The organism is Hyphomonas neptunium ATCC 15444, from assembly GCF_000013025.1.
Lineage (GTDB): Bacteria > Pseudomonadota > Alphaproteobacteria > Caulobacterales > Hyphomonadaceae > Hyphomonas > Hyphomonas neptunia.
On the sequence record NC_008358.1, the window covers coordinates 3,113,944 to 3,132,688 of the forward strand.

Genomic DNA, 18,745 nt, shown 5'->3' on the forward strand with positions numbered 1-18,745 from the left:
GGAGGACAACAGATGAAATACGCAGCGCTTACAGCGGCCTTGCTTGGCGGGATGATGACGCTGACCGGATGCGGCCAGGGCAAGGTTGAAGGCAAGGACATCTCGGCCTCGTCCTCGGCCGGTGATATTGGCGATGCGTATGTCGCCGAGCTGACACGCATCGCCGACGCGCTCGAAACCGTGGACGATGAAGCCAGCGCCAGATCGGCGGCGACCGAGATTCGCAAGGCCGCCGATGGCCTCAAGAACATGGAAGAAGAACTTGGCGGCGAAGTGTCCGGCATGAAAGCCATGCAGATTTTCGGCAACAATTACGAGGATCTGGCAAACGCTCAGATGCGCATGATGACCGCCCTCACCACGCTCCAGGCTGAACATCCCGAACTCATGGATATTATCGGCGAGGAAACCGACCGGCTGGGACAGTAACGCCCCGCCGGCCAGCTGGATGCCCTATTCCCGAGCGGCCTGAACACGGGCCGCCGGGCAGCGTCCGCCGGTCACCATCTCCACCACGCCTGGATTGCCGTCAGTCTGCGCCGGCTCAATTCCGAGCGCGCAGGCAATCATCAGATAGACGTTCACATTCTCGAAGGGCGCAGCTGTTTCGCCTTCGGGAAAGATCGGGCCAGCGCCGATAAAGGTCGCAGCCATGCTGGGGTCCAGGTTGTCATAGCCGTGCTGGCCGGGGATTGGCGCGCGCCAGCCGCCGACATTGGCGTTGCGCACCGACCAGCCCGGATCAGCCACGAGGAAGAGATCCGGCCCGCGTGTGGGGTGGTCGAAATGATAGTGATCGGGCATTTCCCCGCGCTTGTAGACATGGATGTGCTCGTCAAAATCCTTGAGGCCTTCATAGGCAGTCTCAAGCGCGTCGCCCGCGCCATAGATGTGCAGGAACGGATGGTTGGAGCCGCCATAGGGGCCGTTGAATTGCGGCACGGTCAGCGCGTCCAGATCAAGGAACTGGCCGATGTCCATCACCTTCTCCGGATCAACCCAGACCATGCCATGATCTGATACGACAAGGATCGTCGTGCGCTCGAGCAGGCCGCGGTCTTTCAGGCCTTGAGCCAGCTGGCCGACATACCCGTCCACTTCCGCAAGCGCTTCCTTGGCCTTGTCCGAGCCCGGTCCGAAATAGTGGGCAGCAGTATCCACCCGGTCGAAATACACCGCCGCAAAGCGGGGCAGTTCGGCTTCCGGGGCGTCGTACCAGGCCATCACTTCATCCACCCGGTCCTGATAGGGCTTGTTGTGTTCATAGGGGGTCCAGCGCGTAGGCCGCACGCCATCATGGGGCACCTCTGAGCCAAGCCAGAACATGATGGACGTCGGCAGGCCCTGCTTCTCGGCGGTTACCCAGATCGGCTCGCCCTGCCACCAGTGTTCTTCGGTCGGCCCGGTTGCCCGGTCAAACTGTTGATCGGTCGCTTTGTCATACGGGTAATTCTCCACCATCCCGTGATGCTCGGGATAAAGCCCGGTTGCGAGCGAGTAGAAGTTCACGAAGGTAACGCTTGGCATCACCGGATACATCGCTTCGGCACGCACGCCGCGCGCAGCAAGTGCCTTGAGGTTTGGCGCCTCCCAGCGGTCAATCATGGACGGGTTGAGGCCATCGAGCCCGATCATCAGGACGAGCGGCGCTTCGGTTTCCGGCGTCGCGGCGTTTTCAGCGATTTGCGGCGCGGTGAGCGATGCGGGCGGCGGCAGTTCGTCCTGCGCCGACTGACAGGCCGCCATCAGGCCCGCCACCACAACCACCCCTGCCAGTGTTTTCAAACGGCCCATACCCGGCTCCCTTACACATGGTGAAATTCCTTCCGCCTTAGACCCCGAATGTAGCGGCGATGTGAAGCCCATGGGGTGAAAAAGGCGTGACGCGAGGCGTGAACGCACTAAACCAGTCGTAATGAAAAATGACTGATGGGGAGACCGCCATGAAACCACGCAGCCTCAGCTTCGTGTCCCTTGCAGCGCTTGCTGCTGCCCTTGCCGCCTGCGCGCAGACAGCGACTGCGCCCGAAGCCACGCTCACCGAAGCGCCCACCGCCCAGATCGCTGCCGAGCGTGTGACCAGGGGCAATCTGGTGATGGAATCCATTCCGGACATCCCCGCTGAAATCTCCGAACGTCTCACGGCGTATGAAAATGTCCGCAGCCACGCCTTCCTCGACTGGACCGGCGAAGGCGGCATGCTGATCACTACCCGGTTTGGCGATACCAATCAGTTGCATGAAGTCACCTCGCCCGGCGGCGCACGGCGCCAGCTCACCTTCTTCGACGAGACTGTCGGCAATGCCACTGTCAGCCCGCAAGGCGGCACATTCCTCTTCGCGCGGGACAAAGGCGGAGACGAATATTATCAGGGTTATCGCTTCGATATGGAAACCGGCCGCATCACCGGGTTCACCGAACCCGGCACGCGCAATGGTGCCCCACTCTGGTCAGATCAGGGCACTCTGGCTGCCTGGGCGCGCACGCATCCGGGCGACCCCAACAATGACATCATCATCGGCAATCCTGCAGACCCTGCCAGCGTGCGCGTGGCGCTTGAGGGCGAAGGCGCCATTGGCCCTGTAGACTGGTCCGATGACGGATCGAAACTGCTGTTGCAGCGCTACATCTCGATCGCCGAAAGCCACCTCTTTATTCTCGATGTTGCCTCCGGCACACTCACGCAGATCAATGCAGATGACACGGTGGCCTATTCCGGTGGCGCGCTGCTGGCGGATGGCTCGGTGCTGACGGCGACCGACAAGGACAGCGAGTTCACAAATCTCGTCCGCATCACGCCCGACGGAGCCGTCATCAACTACACCGGCGAGATTGAATGGGGCGTGTCTGACTGGGAACTCTCCCCGGATGGCAATACGGTGGCCTTCACGCTGAATGAAGGCGGGCTTGGCACGATCCATCTGCTGGAAATCGAAAGTGGCCTCGTCCGCCCTGGCCCGACCCTGCCGGTCGGCATTGCGTCGGGGCTTGGCTTCTCGCGCTCGGGCGATCATGTCGGCTTCACCTTCAACGCTGCCACGAGCCCGGCAGACGCCTGGTCTTTCGACGTCGCCACGCTCAACCTCACCCGCTGGACCGAGGCGGAAACTGGCGGCATCAACGCTGACACCTTCGTCGAGCCAACGCTCTTCGACTATCCCAATGCAGACGGGATGGACATTCCCGCCTTCATTTACAAACCCGAAAGCGCCGGCCCTCATCCGGTCATCATCTCCATTCATGGCGGACCGGAAGGCCAGTCCCGGCCCGGCTTTGCCTCGCCGGCCCAGTATTGGGTGAACGAGCTTGGCCTCGCGGTCGTGGTCCCGAATGTACGGGGCTCATCCGGCTACGGAAAAACCTATGTCTCGCTTGATAACGGCCTGAGCCGGAAAAAATCGGTAGAAGACATCGGCGCCCTGCTGGACTGGATAGAAACCCAACCCGATCTCGACGCCTCAAAGGTCATCGTCTATGGCGGCTCCTATGGCGGCTACATGGTTCTCGCCTCGATGATTGATTATGGTGACCGGCTGGCCGGTGGCATCGACATTGTCGGCATCTCGGACTTCAAGACATTCCTTGAAAATACCGAAGGCTACCGGGCAGACCTGCGCCGCGCTGAATATGGGGATGAACGCTATCCGGAAATCGCCGCCTTCTTTGACGAAATCTCGCCGCTGAAGAATGCCTCGAAGATCACCAAGCCGCTGCTCGTCATTCAGGGCTTCAACGACCCCCGCGTTCCGTATACGGAGTCCGAGCAGATCCTGGAGGCTGTAAAAGCCAATGGCGTCACCGCCTGGTTCCTGATGGCCATGGATGAAGGCCACGGGTTCCGCCGCAAATCCAACCGGGAAGCTCAGCGCGAAGCCGAGACGATGTTCCTGCAGGAAGTGCTGGGCATTGAATGAGGCATCGCTCCCCCTGCCCGCGCGGGGTGAGGGGAGAATTTCGTTTACCTGCGGCCGATACGCTTTCCCGTGCGCTCTGGCGCACTAGCTGCTAGGGAAACGCCTGCTTGGCTTTGAGGAACACCCGATGATCACCCTGCACCACCTTGAGAAATCCCAATCCATCCGCATCCTCTGGCTGCTGGAGGAGCTGGGCGTACCCTATGAGGTGAAGCTTTATGATCGCGATCCCAAGTCCCGCATGGCGCCGGCCGCCTACAAGGCGATCTCGCCGCTGGGCACAGCGCCGGTCATTACAGAGGGCGATGTCACGCTCGCCGAGACCAACGCCATCGTGGATTATATCCTCGACAAGCATGACAATGGCCGCCTGCGTCCGGAAGCCGGTTCACCGATGCGCGCCAAATACCTTTTCTGGTTTCACACCTCGCAGGGCAGCCTTCAGCCACTCCTGACCAACAAGTTCGTGATGATGGCAGTGACCGCCCGCTCGCCTTTCCTGATACGCCCTGTGGCGAAATCCATTGTTGGCGCGCTGGATCAGGCTTTCTTCGGCCCGCGCCTTGCCGCCCTCTTCCGCGAAATCGAAAAAGCGCTGGGGGAAAGCAAATGGTTTGCGGGCGAGGAACTCACCGCTGCCGACATCGTGATGGGCTATTCCATGGAGCTCTGCGCCCATCGCGGCGGGATGACCGAGCCCGACTTTCCCAATTCCTTCCGCTTCCTGAAGCAGATGCGGGAATACCCCTCCTACATCCGGGCGATGGAGAAGGACGGCAAAGGCACCATCCTTCTCTAGCTCAATCCGCTGACGGATGGACTTCTAGTCCAGAACATCCTTGACCGCCGGCGCCCAGGGCGAACCGCCAAGCATGGCGAGCTGCGTTTCGCGCGAAACCTCGTTGATGGTTTCCTGTGGCTTGTTGCCGGGATGAACCGGGCGGCGCAGGGGCCGGGTGCCGCGCGGCATCGCGATGATCTCGGCAATGGCGCGGGGAATGTCCATCGGGTCTGTTGAGCCCCCACCGCTGCTCGGCTCGCCCATACCGGCCGTCATTTCCGGATAGGCATCGAGCAGCTCCTGGGGCGTGCGCGCTTTCAGGGCGGCCGCGCGCGCGGTGCTCTTTTCCCATATCTTGGTCGGATAGCCGCCTGGCTGAATGATCGTCACCTCGATCCCGTGCGCGGCAAGCTCATACGCCATGCCTTCCGACAGCGCCTCCAGCGCAAACTTCGTCGGCGAGTAGTGCCCGAGCCCCGGCACGATGACCCGGCCAAGCTGGGAGGAGACCTGGAATATCTGTCCCTTCCCCGCTGCGCGCATCGCAGGCAGCACAGCCCGCGCCATTCTGTGGGGGCCAAACACATTGGTCTCGAACAGGAGCTTTGTCGCTTCCATGTCCTGCACTTCCATCGGGCCGCCGAGGCCAATCCCGGCATTGTTGATCAGCACGTCAAGTGTTCCGCCCGTCCGCTCCAGGACCGTTGCCACGCCCGCCGCGACGCTCTCGTCTGACATCACGTCGATCTCGACGACCTCAATGGAAAGATCCTCGTCGCTGGCCAGCTGCACCAGCTCCTCTGCTTCCGGCCGCGGCAGATTGCGCATGGTGGCGAACACGCGCGCGCCAAGGCGCGCATAATGCTCCGCCCCCAGACGGCCGAACCCCGAGGCAGTGCCTGTGATCAGGATCGTCTTTCCTTCCAGCGCGCCGGGCGCTGGCGCCTGCGGGCTGGTTTCTCCGAGCGCCTTGGGCGCTCCGCTCATTGCCCCCATCACGGCGGCCGACCCGCCGATCATCTGCCGGCGGCTTACACCTTGCTTGGTCATATCCCTCTCCCTCTCTGCTTGCTGGCAGAAACAATAGGCAGAAAAGCACGAGAGACAAACAAAACCATCTGGAGGGTAGCGCGCCTCACTGGTCACATCTGCGTGCGCGGTTATCCCACATCGGCGGAATAGTTGAGGTCGAAGCACTGCTCACCCGCCGTTTCCCGGCGGTCGCCAAGGCTGGGCAGCGCGTTTGTTTCCCGGAAGATCAACGGCCCATCATCCTGTTTCCGCCGGGTGGCGAAAACCGCGCAGATCTGCGCAACGCGCCCATCCTGACGCTTCAGGGCAAAGGGCGTGTCCGTTATTGGGTCCGCGCGCAGCTCGCCATTGAAACACGTGACCTCCGCAGAGGAACGATATTGCTTCCACGCCGCCTCCAGCTGCTCCGGCGCCTCGGGAATCTCCACCCCCGCCTTTTGTAGACAAACCAGAACGTTGGCTGTGGAGGCGAGCGCCGCTTCCCGCAGCTGATCTTCCTTCATCCGCCGCGCCTCACCCGGCCCGCCGGTGACGACCAGACCGGCAACAATCGCTGCCACAACGATCACGGCCAGGCCCGCCCCCAGGGCTGCATCGCGGCTAAATGCCATTGGCTTCGTCCCTCTCTGCATGGGAGATGAAATAACCGAAGATCGCCCCGGAAATCGCCGCCACCACAAGCGCTTTCAGGGTGAACCGCAGTGTCAGCTCACCGCTGAGGAAGTTGTAAACAACCGAAATCGCATCAGCGACGAGTATCATCCCTGCGATCACCAGGCTGACATAGATCAGCCATTTGCGGATGCGCGAACGCTGCAGGGCGGGATTATGACGCCGCGCCTTCAGCAGGATACGCGCAAGCCAGAAGAAGATCGGCGTACCAACAATCAGTCCGGCAATCGCCGAGCGTATCTGCATATCGGGCCCGCCCCAGATACCAGAGGCCCGATCGATCTTGTCCGGCACGGCGGTGTCGATCAGCGCAAACAGCAGCGAGCCGAGATTGTAGGCCACCACGCCCAGCACGATGAAGAACAGGAGATAGAAGAAGGCCTCACGGGCCGAGAGATAAGATTGCGGGCGGGGCACGGCGACCGGGAAGACGGTCTCGGCAAAGGCAGACAGGGACTCGTCCACCTCCGCTGCCCGCCATCCCGCATCAAGCAGCGCTACGCGGATTGCGGACCGCGCCTGCCCTCTTTCGAGCGCCTCCTTGACGAAGACTGTCAGTATACTGTTGGCCATAGGTATCCCCCTGATCGCCATAGGTGCTCACGTGCAGAGTGGACGCAAATAGCGGCGCTCACAAGGCACTTCTCGGGAAAGGGGGGAAGGTGGGGGCTTCTGTTGCCAGGCGCCCCCGGGCCCCGCCTAGGGGTCTGAAGCCCCAGGACTTAGGTCGGAAAAACCGTCACCGCTTACGCGGCGAGCAATTCGCCCTCAGCAAAGTTGTCATTTGCAACTATTTGCTTTTGAGCTTCTAACGCAGCTCAAGCGAGCGAAAGCCTCGTCTTTACACGTCCGTCGACACTATTTCGGCCCCGTCAGAAACAGACCATTGCTGATCTGCTTTTGGTGGAGCCGCCGGGTACCGCCCCCGGGTCCGAGCCGCTTATTACACGCGCGTTTATCGCCATAGTCCGAAGACATCGCCAATATAGGGGATACCGCGCGCGATGGTAAGCCCCTGATGCTGTTGACACGTCTGAGGGACCTCCTCCGAGAGAATCCTTGGCGGCAGAGGTAGAATAATGTAAATATTGCTCAGATTTTCCATTTGCACCGCGAAAGCCGCGCTCGGGAAAGTTGGGGGACACAAATGATTGAAAAAGCGCGGAGAAATCCGAAACAGGCGCGTGCGCAGGCAACTGTGGACGCCATTCTTGCGGCAACCTTTCAACTTCTTGAAGCTGACGGGGAAGGCAAACTGACGACGAACCGGATTGCTGAACGGGCCGGCGTCAGCATCGGGACACTCTACCAGTATTTCAAGGATCGCGACGCCATCCTGACGGCCATGGGCGAGCGGCAGGCCGAAGCGCTCCGGCGGAAGGTAACGGACATTGTTCTGGCCTCACCCGAGCAGGATGGCATCCGCACAATTGTACAAGCGATCATGAGCGGCATCGAAGGGTCGCCGGAAACCCGTATCGTGTTGATGGACGCCCTCTTCCGCGCCCATGGCGAGAGCATCATGAGCCAGCATCACGCCGCCTTCCTGGACTCGATCCGGGAACGGAGCGATCTGGATTTTGTACTCGGCCGGGAGTCTGCATTCGTGCTGACCCATGCCGTGGTCTGCCTCCTGCGGGCGGCCGCCTCGGAGCCTGAACTGGAACTTGATCCCACGGCTCTGGAGGACGAGCTGGTATTGCTGATCGAGAGCTATATGGGCGCTCTAGCCTTGCGCGCAGAACGGGCCTCCGCCTGAATTCAGCCGCTGTTGAAATGCCCATAGATGCGGATGGCGAGGGCCTCGTTTACCCCGTCCACCTCCATCAGATCGGCCACCTTGGCACGGGAAACACCGCGCGCTGAGCCGAAATGGTGGAGCAGTGCTTTCTTCCGTGTAGGGCCGATGCCCTCGATTTCGTCCAGCGGCGAACGGGCCGCTTCAGCGGCGCGCTTCTGACGGTGAGCGCCGATGGCCCAGCGGTGGGCTTCGTCGCGTAGGCGCTGGAGATAGTAAAGCACAGGCGCGTTTTCGGGTAATTTGAAAGGGGCTTTTCCGGGGCGGAAAAACTGCTCGCGCCCGGCATTGCGGTCAACGCCCTTGGCAATGGACACCAACGTCACGTCATCCGGCGTCAATCCAAGCTCCGCCAGTGTTTCCAGCGTGGCATTCAACTGCCCCAGCCCGCCATCGATCAGGACAAGATCCGGCCAATCCGAGACATTCCCGGCCACTTTCTCCTTCATAGCGCGCGCAAAGCGCCGCCGCATCACCTCACGCATCATGCCGTAATCATCGCCCGGCGTGATCTCGGTGTCCTTGATGTTGAACTTCCGGTAGGCCTGCTTGCGGAAGCCCTCCGGCCCGGCGACGATCATGCCGCCGACCGCGTTCGTCCCCTGGATGTGGGAGTTGTCATAGACCTCAATCCGTTGCGGCGCCTCGGCAAGGTCGAAGACCTTTTGCACTTCGGTGAGCAACCGCTCCTGGCTGGCGGATTCGGCGAGCTTGCGGGAGAGCGCCTCGCTGGCATTGCGTTCGGCCTGAGTGAGCAGGTCGCGCTTGGTGCCACGCTCGGGACGGCGCAGCTCGATTCGGCGGCCCGCTTTCAGCGCCAGCGCCTCTTCGATCAGGTCAGCCTGATCGGGCGGCTCGCTGACGAGGATGAGTTTGGGCGGCGGGCGCTTGTCATAGAACTGGACGAGGAAAGCGGCGAGAATCTCTGGCGCTGTCTGGTCCTTCTCGTGGCGGGGAAAGTGCGCGCTGGCGCCCCAGTTCTGGCCGGCCCGGATGAAGAAAACCTGTACGCAGGAAACGCCGCCGTCCATGGCGATGGCGAAAACGTCGGCTTCCTCGATCCCGTCGGGGTTCACGTCCTGGGTGGAGCGAACATGGGCGATGGCGCGGATACGGTCGCGCAGGCGCGCGGCGGTCTCGAACTCCATCGCTTCAGAAGCCGCTTCCATTTCCGAGGCGAGGCGTTTCTGGAGCTCGCCTGCCTTGCCGCGCAGGAAGTCCGCCGCTTCATCAGCGAGGGCGGTGTAATCCTCCTTCGAGACGAGACCGACGCAAGGCGCAGCGCAGCGTTTGATCTGGTGGAGCATGCAGGGGCGCGTGCGCGCTGAATAGACACTATCCTCGCAGGTGCGCAGCAGGAACGCCTTCTGCAACGTGTCGAGGGTGCGCATCACCGCGCCCGCATTGGCGAAGGGGCCGAAATAATCCCCCTCATCCTGCTTGGAGCCGCGATATTTCTTGATCTGCGGCGCCTCATGATTGCGCCGGATCAGGATGTAGGGGAACGATTTGTCGTCGCGCAGCAGCACGTTGAAGCGAGGCTTGAGCGATTTGACGAGGCTGGCTTCCAGCAGCAGCGCCTCGGTCTCGGTCTCGGTGACCACGAATTCCATCGCGCGGGTCAGCGAGATCATCCGGGCGATGCGCTGCGTGTGCCCGCCCATCCGGGTGTAATTGGAGACACGGGCCTTCAGGTCGCGCGCCTTACCGACATACAGCACTTCGCCCGCCTCACCGAACATACGGTAGACGCCCGGCCGGGACGGCAGGTGTTTCAGATTCTCTTTGATGACATCTACCCCGCGCACCGGGGCAGCGCCGGGGGCTGCGTCGCTCATACGCGCAGAGATAATGGAGACCGGCGCCCACGGAAAGCCAAAGGGCTGCGCGTCAGAAGGAAATGCGCCCGGCCATGACCAGTCCCCCAAAGACACCCACCGCCACAACAAGCAGGAGAATCCCGGCAAAATAGCGCCCGCTGGAATTGCCCACCCCTTCCCCGCGGCCGCCGGGAAGGAACATGTAACACACCATCAACAGAGCCAGGCCGCCTAGCAGGCTCTTCTCGACAAGGCTGAGCGTATTGAAGAAATCGGCGGCATCGCCTGCCAGTATCGAGAGTTCGTGAGCGGCGCGGTCGAGCGCGGCGTCAAAAGTCTGGGTCCAGCTATCCATGCTCATGGCACGCTCCGGATGTGCCTGCCCGCCAGCAGGCAGGTTTATCCGCAACGCGGCCCATACCGGCCCCGTTGCGATGGCACTCTGCCAGAATACTGGTAGAATTTCGTCTATCTGGTTAATGCGGCCGGCAATACTTTCCCGGCGCAGCGGCGAGCGGCAAGAGCAAGCGCCAAAACAGCGCCTTGATGACCCGCAGGGCCTCCAGTAAGCGTGCGCCAAACACCCCCCTTGACCACCCCTTCGAAGAGGACCGCCCCATGGCCGCCGACATCCGCCTGTCAGACGCAATCGCCCGCGTGAAACCTTCCGCCACGATTGCCGTGACGACCAAGGCCAACGAGATGAAGCGCCAGGGGCTGGATGTGATCGGCCTCGGCGCTGGCGAGCCTGACTTCGACACCCCGGAAAACATCAAGGAAGCCGCCATCCGGGCCATGCGCGAAGGCAAGACGAAATACACGCCTTCCGACGGTATCCCGGAGCTCAAGGAAGCCATCGTGGCCAAGTTCGCCCGCGAGAATGGCCTCACCTACAAGCCCTCGCAGGTGAACGTGTCGCCCGGCGGCAAGGCCGTGCTGTTCAATGCTTTCATGGCGACGCTGAACGCAGGCGACGAGGTGGTGATCCCGGCGCCCTACTGGGTGAGCTATCCGGAGATGGTGCTGCTCTGTGGCGCCACGCCGGTTGCCGTGCCCTGCGGCGCCGACACCGCCTACAAGCTGAGCCCGGAGAAACTCGAAGCGGCGATCACGCCCAAGACCAAATGGCTGATCCTGAACTCTCCGTCCAACCCCACCGGCGCGGCCTATACCGGCGCTGAGCTGAAAGCCCTTGCGGACGTGCTGCTGCGCCATCCCCAAGTCTGGATACTGACGGACGACATGTATGAGCACCTTGTCTATGACGGGTTCGAGTACAAGACGATCGCGCAAGTCGAGCCGGCCCTCTATGACCGCACGCTGACGATGAACGGCGTGTCGAAAGCCTATGCCATGACCGGGTGGCGCATCGGCTATGCCGCGGGGCCGGAGAAACTGATCGGCGCGATGCGCAAGGTGATGGACCAGTCCACCTCCAACCCCTGCTCCATCAGCCAGTGGGCGAGCGTCGAGGCGCTGAACGGCCCGCAGGACTTCCTGCCTGTCTTCCGCGCCGCCTATGCCAAGCGCCGCAACCTGATGGTTGATGGCCTCAACCAGGCTGCCGGCATCGTCTGCCCGAAGCCCGAAGGTGCCTTCTATGTGTACCCATCCTGCGCGGGCCTGATCGGCAAGAAGACCGCCGGCGGCGCGGTGATCGACAGCGACAAGACATTCGCGGCCGAACTGCTGGAACAGGAAAAAGTCGCGATTGTGTTCGGCGAAGCCTTCGGCCTGCCCGAGACCTTCCGCATTTCCTATGCGACCTCTGACGCCGCACTGACCGAGGCGCTCGTCCGCATCCAGCGTTTCTGCGCCAGCCTCTCCTAGAGGCATAGGCAGAACCTATAGTCGCAGCCATCGTTTCGGATTTGAAACCTGGCCTCTTCGTGCCCATCTTGAGGGCATGTTGGGGCTTGACCCCTTATGTCTGTTTCAAAAGGAGAATTTCATGTCCATCGACATCGGAATGTCTGACGCCGCCCGTAAGTCCAGCGCCGACGCGCTGAAAACCCTGCTGGGGGAGACTTACGCGCTTTACGTGAAGACGCACGGGTACCACTGGAATGTCACCGGGCCACGCTTCAACTCGCTGCATAACCTGTTCATGACCCAGTATACCGAGCTGTGGCAGGCCCTCGACGTGATCGCCGAGCGCATCCGCGCGCTGGGCCATTTTGCGCCGGGCTCGTCGGGCGAGATGACAGAACACGCCACCATCAAACCGGACAATGGCGTGCCCGACGCCGAGGACATGCTTAAAAACCTCGCCGCCGGCCATGAAGCCGTCAGCCGGGCAGCAAAGTATGGCATCACCATTGCCGAGAAGAACGCGGACCCGGTCAGCGTCGACCTCTTCACCCAGCGCGCCCAGATTTCCGAGAAAACCGCCTGGATGCTGCGGGCTTCGGTCTAATCCTTCCAGTCCACACCCAGTCCCCGCGCCAGCGCTGACAAGGCGTCACGCATATAGGCGCGGGTAACGCGGGCGCCGGCCATCTGCATGTAGGCATGTGGGGCGCCGGGATAGACATGAAGCTCCACCGGAACGCCCTCTGCCATCAGGCGGCGGGCATATTCAAGGTTTTCCTCCGTAAAGAGATCAAGCGCGCCGGTAGAGATAAAGGTGGGCGGCAGGCCGGCCAGGCTCTCTGCGCGGGCGGCCGCTGCATAAGGCGAAACGTCCGGGCTACCGGGCGGCTGCCCCAGAAGGCTCGCCCAGCCGAAATGGTTGGAGGCGTTGGTCCAGACGAATTCTCCGAACATCGGCGAGAGATCTGCGCGCACGGCGGTGCGGTCGTCGATCATCGGGAAGATCAGCTGCTGGTGGCAGAAACTGTATTCGCCCCGGTCGCGCACCAGAAGGGCGAGCGACGCGGCGAGGCCTCCGCCCGCGCTCTCCCCGGCAACGGCGATGCGGGCGGTATCGATACCCAGATCGGCCGCGCGGGCGTTCGCCCAGGCCAGCGCAGCGTAGGCGTCTTCCACATTGCCGGGAAAGGCCGTCTCCGGCGCGATACGATATGCGGGCGCCACCACAACCGCGTCATAGGCGTCTGCCCAGAGCGCGCACATCGGCCCCATGAATTCCGGATTGCCCATGATATAGCCCCCGCCATGCAGGTGGAGGATCGCCGGGCGCGGCCCCTCTGCACCGTCCTTCTTGCGGTAGAGCTTTAACCGCACATCGGGCGCGCCTTTGGGGCCGGGGATGAACACCTCCTCCACGCGGACACTGGCCGGAAAGGGGGGCAACTGGGCAAGGGCTGCGTCCCGGCTCTGGCGAACCGCTGCGAGATTTTCCGCCCCGATGTTCACAGTCGGGAAGGCCTCTATGAAGGCGATCAGTTCGGGATCGACGAGGGGGCGTGATGTCATCGGGGTTCCTCCGCAGCATTTTCTTTGCGGCAAACATTCCCCATTCCGCCGCCGGGGTCGAGCCCTGCCCCAGCGCCCGCGCCGGTGAGAATCCCGTTGACAGATATGGCTGGCATGCGACCAGTTGCGGCGCATGACAGTAACGGCAATTCCTGGACGCGAGCGGAGCGACGCCCTCGAAGGCGGCGTGATCGCTCATTACATCACACGCGCCGACGATCCCTACCTTACCCGCTTTTATGGCGCCTATGACGCGGCCTTCATTCTGCCCGATGAAAAGGAAGACCTTGAAGGCTTCCGCACCTGTCTGGCGCTGAATGAGGGTGAAGCTTATGAGCGCCTTTCGGCGCTTTATGGGCCGTATCGGGAGATGGTGATCCTGCTGACCGAGGGGGCGAACGGGCCCGTGCTGGGCGCGGCCAATTTCATCGCCTTTGCCGGCGATGGCAGCGACCCGACGATCTCTCTTTCCTATATCTTCGTGGATGCCGGTCAGCGCCGCCGTGGCCTCTTTGGCCTGCTGATGCATCTGGTGCGCGAGGAAGCGGCTGAGGCGTTCGTCTGGCCTGAAGGGAATGTACCGGCCCCACTGATCTTCATCGAGATGAACAATCCGGTGAAGATGAGCCCCGAAGACTACGCCCTCGACAGCCAGCATGCCGGGCTCGACCAGGTGGACCGTCTCAAAATCTGGGAGCGGCGCGGCGCACGCCTTGTCGGCATCGAGTATCGCCAGCCCCCGCTGTCGGACGATCAGGGCCCGGAGGATGAGCTGCTGCTGGGCGTTCTGGGCACCGCCGGCGCCGAAACGCTGAGCGCTTGCCGCATGCTGGCACACATGCGCCGCTTCTTCGGCGTGACCGTGCTCAAGGGGCGCGATCTGGCAGCCTCACCGGTGGCAGGCGAACAGCTGCGCACGCTGGAAGAAGCCTGCGCGCAGGACGCGCAGGTGGCGCTCACCGGGTTTGACGCCATCTTCGCGGAAGCTGAACAGGTGCAACGGGACCGAAGCTAGCCGGCGGGGGGCCGGCACCAAACATGGCGGGAAACACGGCAAGAGACACCGGGATGTCAGAGATGGCGGGCATGCATCAGGGCTTTGAGGAGTGTGAGGACAAGTCGGTCTATTTCACCCTGTCGCTCTATATCAGCCAGAAGAATGTGACCGCCGCGCTTGGCCGGGATCTGGACCCGGAAACCGTGCGCGCCTTCCAGCCCGGCTATCGCGGCAGCAAACGCCTGCGCGACGCGGTGGAGCCGCTGTTCAACGACATTGCCGACCGCGAACGCCTGGGCGCGGTGGATGATTTCCTGCTCGATACGCTCTGCCCGCAAAATGGCGAATTCATAGAGGTGACCGCGCCCAGCGAGATTGCCTGGTCGACCGAAGGGCGCCGCTTCATCGCCACCCCGCCTGGCCTTGGCAAGACGCGCACCCTCCGGGTACGGCGGTTCTGGTATACCCATGCCAATGGCGCGGTGGGCTATCACCTCTCCTTCCGATACAATTACGACCATACGCCGGGTGAATTCTATTTCCTGTCCCTGTTGCAGAAGGCCGCCGCGCCGAAGGAATTCGAAGCCAATCCGCGCCCTCCTGGCAGCGCGCCCTGGAGCGCCACCGATGACCGGACCGGGATCGCGCCGCTGGATCTTCTGCGCGTAAAAAGCCCGCACGGGAGCGACCAGAGTTTCTGGCAATATGTGCGCGGCGCGTTTGATCTCGACGCCGAAGACCTGTTTGGCAAACTCCCCCAGGGCGCAGCCAGGCGTGGGACGACACGCCTGGCGCCCACCTTCGATACGCTGGTCGCAGAAGCACCCTTCATTGAAGTGCCGGGCCTCGTGATGCCGGTTTCGCGGCTTCTGTTCTTCTTTGAAGATGCCACTTTCTTCCGCCGCCTGTTGCCTGAGCCCGACCCGGAAACGGGCGTGCCCCCGCCCCGAACGCTGATGGTGCAGGAGGGATGCTACCTGCCCTATCAACAGAAGCTCGCCGGGCTGAACCCTCAGGGGCTGGTGGATGTGCCCGAGGTGCGGATGGGCGCAGACTATTGGCACTGGGTGATCCACCGGCCCGATTATGACCAGTTCACCGACGCCCAGATCGAGGAAGGCCGCAAGACACGCCCCGCCATGGACGACCGGCGCCGGCAGGACTGTCTGCAATACCTGTTCATGGCCGGCTTCAACCAGAACATCATCGACTTCATGAACCAGGACCCCTCCGAAATCCTGGACTCAACCGATCCGATCTATCCGGCGACCGAGGAGCAGGCGACGGAGCGGAAGTTCGTGCGCTTTGCCAACCCGCGGGCGCTGACCACCTATGTGGAAAAGGCGCGCAGCCTGGAGGCGGCCAACGACTATATCGGCACCTGCCCCTACGCGTTCATGATCCATGTCGTCTCGATGCATAACGAGTTCATGACGCGAGAATATGAGGCGACGGCCTTCGAACTGATCGATGAGGTTGAGCGCCTTGGCAACAAGGGCCGGCTGAAACGCGCGGCCGAAGCGTTCTACGCTTTCCGCACCGGCGATTATGCCGGCTATTACCGCGACCGGTATATGAACGTCTTCCGCTATGACACCGAGGCCGAAGTGTTCGAGAAGATGACCCAGCTGCGCGGTATCGGCAGGCGCAACGATTATATCGAGCGGCTGATCTCCAACATGGAAAGCCAGACCCGCGACCGGGAAGCGCGCCTCGCCAAGAAGGACGAGACCTCGATGAGCCTCCTGCTGGGCGCGCTGGGCGTGTTCGGCTTCTTCCAGCTGGCGATGATGTGGGCCGACAAGCTGCGCGATCTCAGCCGGAATGACGGTGTGTCGGTGAGCCTTGGCTGGATGCCCCCGTTTCTGGACCTGTCAGGCGGGAATCTCGATCAACCCTGGAATGGATTCTCGGTTTTTGTGCTTTACGCCTCAATGGGCTTCACGATCGCGCTGATTATTTTTCTGATCTGGCGCCTGGCGCGTGGCTTCTTCCGGTAAAGTGTGTTTTGTAAATTCTGTAAACTTTGAAATCGGCCGTCAGAACGCTGAAAACCCACCGGAAAAAGCCAGAAAAAGAAAGCCCGGCAGCATCAAAAGACGCGCCGGGCATAAAGTGGGGTCCTGAAGGGGGGAGGAAACGCCCAATCGGAGGAATGATCGGGTTATGCCCAGGACCCTTGGCATGACGCCTAGATAGGGCATTTTCGCTGCATTGCAACATGCGACACAGCAGCCCCATCATGCATTTCTGCATGCGTTACTGAAGGTTCACGATCCCTGACGCATAGAGGCACGCCTCAAAGGCTCTGTCTCTGCGGTCAGGAATTCCCGGAACGCGGCCACGCGTTTGGAGCGGCGCAGGTCGCTTGGGTAAATGAAGTAAAGATCGAAAACCGGCCCAGTTACCTCAGGAAGCACGCGCACGAGGCGGGGCAGCGTGGCGGCCATATAGTCAGGCACATCGGCAATGCCGAGGCCGGCATCAACCGCCCGGAGCATCGCGAATACATTGTTCACTTTCAGCGTCGCCGGGCGCGGCGGTGCGTCATCACGCCCCACGCGGCAGGCGAAGGCCATTTCGAACAGCGGCGTGGATTCGTCGCCATAGGCGATGATCCGGTGATTATCGAGGTCCTGGGGCTCTTTGGGAACGCCGTGGGCTTTGAGATATTCGGGCGAGGCATAGAGGTTTGTGCCCAGCGTGCCGAGCTTGCGCTGGATCAGATCGGCCTTGTCCGCCGGCCAGAGACGGACCGCGCATTCGGCCTCCAGCTTCAGGAGATCATATTCAAACTGGTCGTCGAGGCGCAGATCGAGGCGCAGATCCGGATGCCGCTTCACGAAATTGCCCAGCCGGGGCACCATCCAGATTGACCCGAAGGCGACTGGCGCGGCCACGATCAGCTCGCCCTGGGGCGTTTCCTGCTGGTCGCGCAGGGCGGTATTGGCCGATTGAGCCGCTGAAGACATCTCCATGGTCGAGCGGTAGAGCGTGTGGCCGCTGTCGGTGAGCACGAGGCCCCTTGCATGGCGCTGGAACAGGGAGACGCCGAGCTGTTCCTCCAGCGCCGCAATCTGGCGCGAGACGGCCGATTGGGAGATGCCGAGGCGCTCCCCGGCAAGGGTGAGGCTGCCGGATTCGGCGGCCGCGTGAAACGATCTGAGCTTACCCCAATCCATGGGGAGGGTTTGTGACGGGAGTTTGAACCTGCGGCAAGAGGAATGACGCCTGCGCGCTTCATTTGAAGCGGGCGGCCTTGGCGCGGCGTCACCATTTCCAAGCCCGCCTTCCCTGCCTACACATGGGAAAAGTCAGCTTTGGGAAGGAGACCTCCATGCAAATCACGAAAGATACTGCCGCCATCGTCACCGGGGGCGCTTCGGGCCTCGGCCAGGCCACTGCCCGCGCGCTCGCCAAGGCCGGCGCCAAGGTTGCCATCTTCGACATCAACGAAGAAGCCGGCGAAGCGACCGCGAAGGAAATCGGCGGCATCTTCTGCAATGTGAACATCATGGACGAGGCCTCCGCCGTGGCCGGCTTCGAGAAAGCCCGCGCCGCCCATGGCCAGGAGCGGATCACCGTTCACTGCGCGATGGCATCGAAAGGCGGCAAGACACTTTCCTGGGACAAGGAAAACGCCCGCTACAAACGCCTCACCACCGAAGACTACGAATTCGGCGCCAAGGGCGTTCTGGTTGCGTCCTACCGCATCGCTTCGCTTTCGGCCGAGGGCATGGCGAACCTGCCCGAGCTGGAAGACGGCGAGCGCGGCGTGATCACGCTGACCGCCTCGGTGGCTGCGCAGGACGGCCAGATCGGACAGGTCGTCTACGGATCATGCAAGGCGGGCGTCAATGGCCTCGTTCTGCCAATGGCACGTGACCTGATGGACATCGGCATCCGCGTCAACTCGATCATGCCGGGCATTTTCGGCACGCCGCTGATGCTGCGCGCATCGGATAAGGTGCTCAACTCCCTCGCCTCGTCGGTGCCCTTCCCCAAACGCCTCGGCAAACCGGAAGAGTTTGGCTCGCTGGTGATGGAACTGGTGCGCAACACCTATTTCAACGGTCAGAACCTGCGTCTTGACGGCGGCATCCGGATGGCGCCGCGCTGAAGGATTTCCTGAAGCGACTTTAAGGCCTTTTGAAGCCCCGTGACCCTGACGGTTGCGGGGCTTTTTTGTTGTGGCGGTGCTTTGCTGGGCGGAATAATATCCGTTAGCAGATGGTCTATATGTAGCCGCCAGCGGGTTTGGCCGGAACGCGCTGGTTAGGCGCGGCCGGTGGGGGTGTGCTGGCGGGGTGAGAGGTTTTGGGACAGAGCGGTGAGAAGGTCCCGGATCGCGGC

General features: G+C 62.1%; 17 protein-coding genes and 1 other RNA gene. 9 read left to right on the top strand and 9 right to left on the bottom strand.

Annotated features, from left to right (window positions below):
* Positions 1 to 12 precede the first annotated feature (12 nt).
* The gene (locus tag HNE_RS14625) at positions 13 to 429 is read left to right on the top strand and encodes a hypothetical protein (protein ID WP_011647932.1); all 417 of its coding nucleotides are present in this window, start codon (positions 13 to 15) and stop codon (positions 427 to 429) included.
* A gap of 24 nt (positions 430 to 453) precedes the next feature.
* Here HNE_RS14625 and HNE_RS14630 read toward each other — a convergent pair whose 3' ends face one another.
* Positions 454 to 1,794: an alkaline phosphatase family protein gene (locus HNE_RS14630; RefSeq protein ID WP_011647933.1), complete on the bottom strand. Its 1,341-nt coding sequence runs from the start codon at positions 1,792 to 1,794 to the stop codon at positions 454 to 456.
* Between the two features lie 149 nt (positions 1,795 to 1,943).
* Here HNE_RS14630 and HNE_RS14635 point away from each other — a divergent pair, with 149 nt between their 5' ends.
* Positions 1,944 to 3,914, top strand: coding sequence for a S9 family peptidase (locus tag HNE_RS14635; protein WP_011647934.1), 1,971 nt, complete (start codon positions 1,944 to 1,946; stop codon positions 3,912 to 3,914).
* A 127-nt stretch (positions 3,915 to 4,041) separates the two neighbouring features.
* Positions 4,042 to 4,713: a glutathione S-transferase family protein gene (locus HNE_RS14640; protein ID WP_011647935.1), complete on the top strand. Its 672-nt coding sequence runs from the start codon at positions 4,042 to 4,044 to the stop codon at positions 4,711 to 4,713.
* A gap of 24 nt (positions 4,714 to 4,737) precedes the next feature.
* Here the strand turns inward: HNE_RS14640 and HNE_RS14645 are convergent, their stop codons facing one another.
* The 4 genes from HNE_RS14645 to ssrA all read right to left on the bottom strand — a co-directional run bounded on the left by HNE_RS14645 (position 4,738) and on the right by ssrA (position 7,414).
* Positions 4,738 to 5,745 carry an SDR family oxidoreductase gene (locus HNE_RS14645; RefSeq protein ID WP_011647936.1) on the bottom strand — a complete coding sequence of 336 codons (1,008 nt, stop codon included), beginning with the start codon at positions 5,743 to 5,745 and terminating at the stop codon, positions 4,738 to 4,740.
* A 110-nt stretch (positions 5,746 to 5,855) separates the two neighbouring features.
* Complete coding sequence (locus tag HNE_RS18150) at positions 5,856 to 6,338, bottom strand: hypothetical protein (RefSeq protein WP_011647937.1); 483 nt, start codon at positions 6,336 to 6,338, stop codon at positions 5,856 to 5,858.
* Positions 6,328 to 6,972 carry a DUF5671 domain-containing protein gene (locus tag HNE_RS14655; RefSeq protein ID WP_011647938.1) on the bottom strand — a complete coding sequence of 215 codons (645 nt, stop codon included), beginning with the start codon at positions 6,970 to 6,972 and terminating at the stop codon, positions 6,328 to 6,330. Before HNE_RS14655 ends, HNE_RS18150 begins: the two co-directional genes overlap by 11 nt.
* Positions 6,973 to 7,060: 88 nt before the next feature.
* Positions 7,061 to 7,414, bottom strand: a transfer-messenger RNA (tmRNA) gene (ssrA, locus tag HNE_RS18445).
* Between the two features lie 132 nt (positions 7,415 to 7,546).
* Between ssrA and HNE_RS14660 the strand changes: the two genes are divergently transcribed.
* The gene (locus HNE_RS14660; protein ID WP_011647939.1) at positions 7,547 to 8,158 is read left to right on the top strand and encodes a TetR/AcrR family transcriptional regulator; all 612 of its coding nucleotides are present in this window, start codon (positions 7,547 to 7,549) and stop codon (positions 8,156 to 8,158) included.
* 2 nt (positions 8,159 to 8,160) lie between these two features.
* Here the strand turns inward: HNE_RS14660 and uvrC are convergent, their stop codons facing one another.
* Entirely contained in the window at positions 8,161 to 10,035 is a 1,875-nt protein-coding gene (gene uvrC / locus HNE_RS14665) for an excinuclease ABC subunit UvrC (RefSeq protein WP_035591518.1), read from the bottom strand.
* 52 nt (positions 10,036 to 10,087) lie between these two features.
* The gene (locus HNE_RS14670; RefSeq protein WP_035591515.1) at positions 10,088 to 10,378 is read right to left on the bottom strand and encodes a hypothetical protein; all 291 of its coding nucleotides are present in this window, start codon (positions 10,376 to 10,378) and stop codon (positions 10,088 to 10,090) included.
* Positions 10,379 to 10,635: 257 nt separating this feature from the next.
* Here HNE_RS14670 and HNE_RS14675 point away from each other — a divergent pair, with 257 nt between their 5' ends.
* Positions 10,636 to 11,847, top strand: a complete 1,212-nt coding sequence (locus HNE_RS14675) for a pyridoxal phosphate-dependent aminotransferase (protein WP_011647942.1) — start codon at positions 10,636 to 10,638, stop codon at positions 11,845 to 11,847.
* Positions 11,848 to 11,968: 121 nt separating this feature from the next.
* Entirely contained in the window at positions 11,969 to 12,433 is a 465-nt protein-coding gene (locus HNE_RS14680) for a Dps family protein (protein ID WP_011647943.1), read from the top strand.
* On the opposite strand, the gene HNE_RS14685 is transcribed toward HNE_RS14680, so the two are convergent.
* Complete coding sequence (locus HNE_RS14685; protein ID WP_011647944.1) at positions 12,430 to 13,395, bottom strand: alpha/beta hydrolase; 966 nt, start codon at positions 13,393 to 13,395, stop codon at positions 12,430 to 12,432. The genes HNE_RS14680 and HNE_RS14685 overlap by 4 nt on opposite strands.
* Positions 13,396 to 13,528: 133 nt before the next feature.
* On the opposite strand from HNE_RS14685, the gene HNE_RS14690 reads away from it, so the two are divergent.
* The gene (locus HNE_RS14690) at positions 13,529 to 14,410 is read left to right on the top strand and encodes a hypothetical protein (protein ID WP_049755157.1); all 882 of its coding nucleotides are present in this window, start codon (positions 13,529 to 13,531) and stop codon (positions 14,408 to 14,410) included.
* A gap of 53 nt (positions 14,411 to 14,463) precedes the next feature.
* Complete coding sequence (locus HNE_RS14695) at positions 14,464 to 16,392, top strand: hypothetical protein (RefSeq protein WP_011647946.1); 1,929 nt, start codon at positions 14,464 to 14,466, stop codon at positions 16,390 to 16,392.
* A 270-nt stretch (positions 16,393 to 16,662) separates the two neighbouring features.
* Here HNE_RS14695 and HNE_RS14700 read toward each other — a convergent pair whose 3' ends face one another.
* Complete coding sequence (locus HNE_RS14700; protein ID WP_011647947.1) at positions 16,663 to 17,574, bottom strand: LysR family transcriptional regulator; 912 nt, start codon at positions 17,572 to 17,574, stop codon at positions 16,663 to 16,665.
* Positions 17,575 to 17,729: 155 nt separating this feature from the next.
* Between HNE_RS14700 and HNE_RS14705 the strand changes: the two genes are divergently transcribed.
* Positions 17,730 to 18,512: an SDR family oxidoreductase gene (locus tag HNE_RS14705; RefSeq protein ID WP_011647948.1), complete on the top strand. Its 783-nt coding sequence runs from the start codon at positions 17,730 to 17,732 to the stop codon at positions 18,510 to 18,512.
* The last annotated feature ends 233 nt before the right edge of the window (positions 18,513 to 18,745 follow it).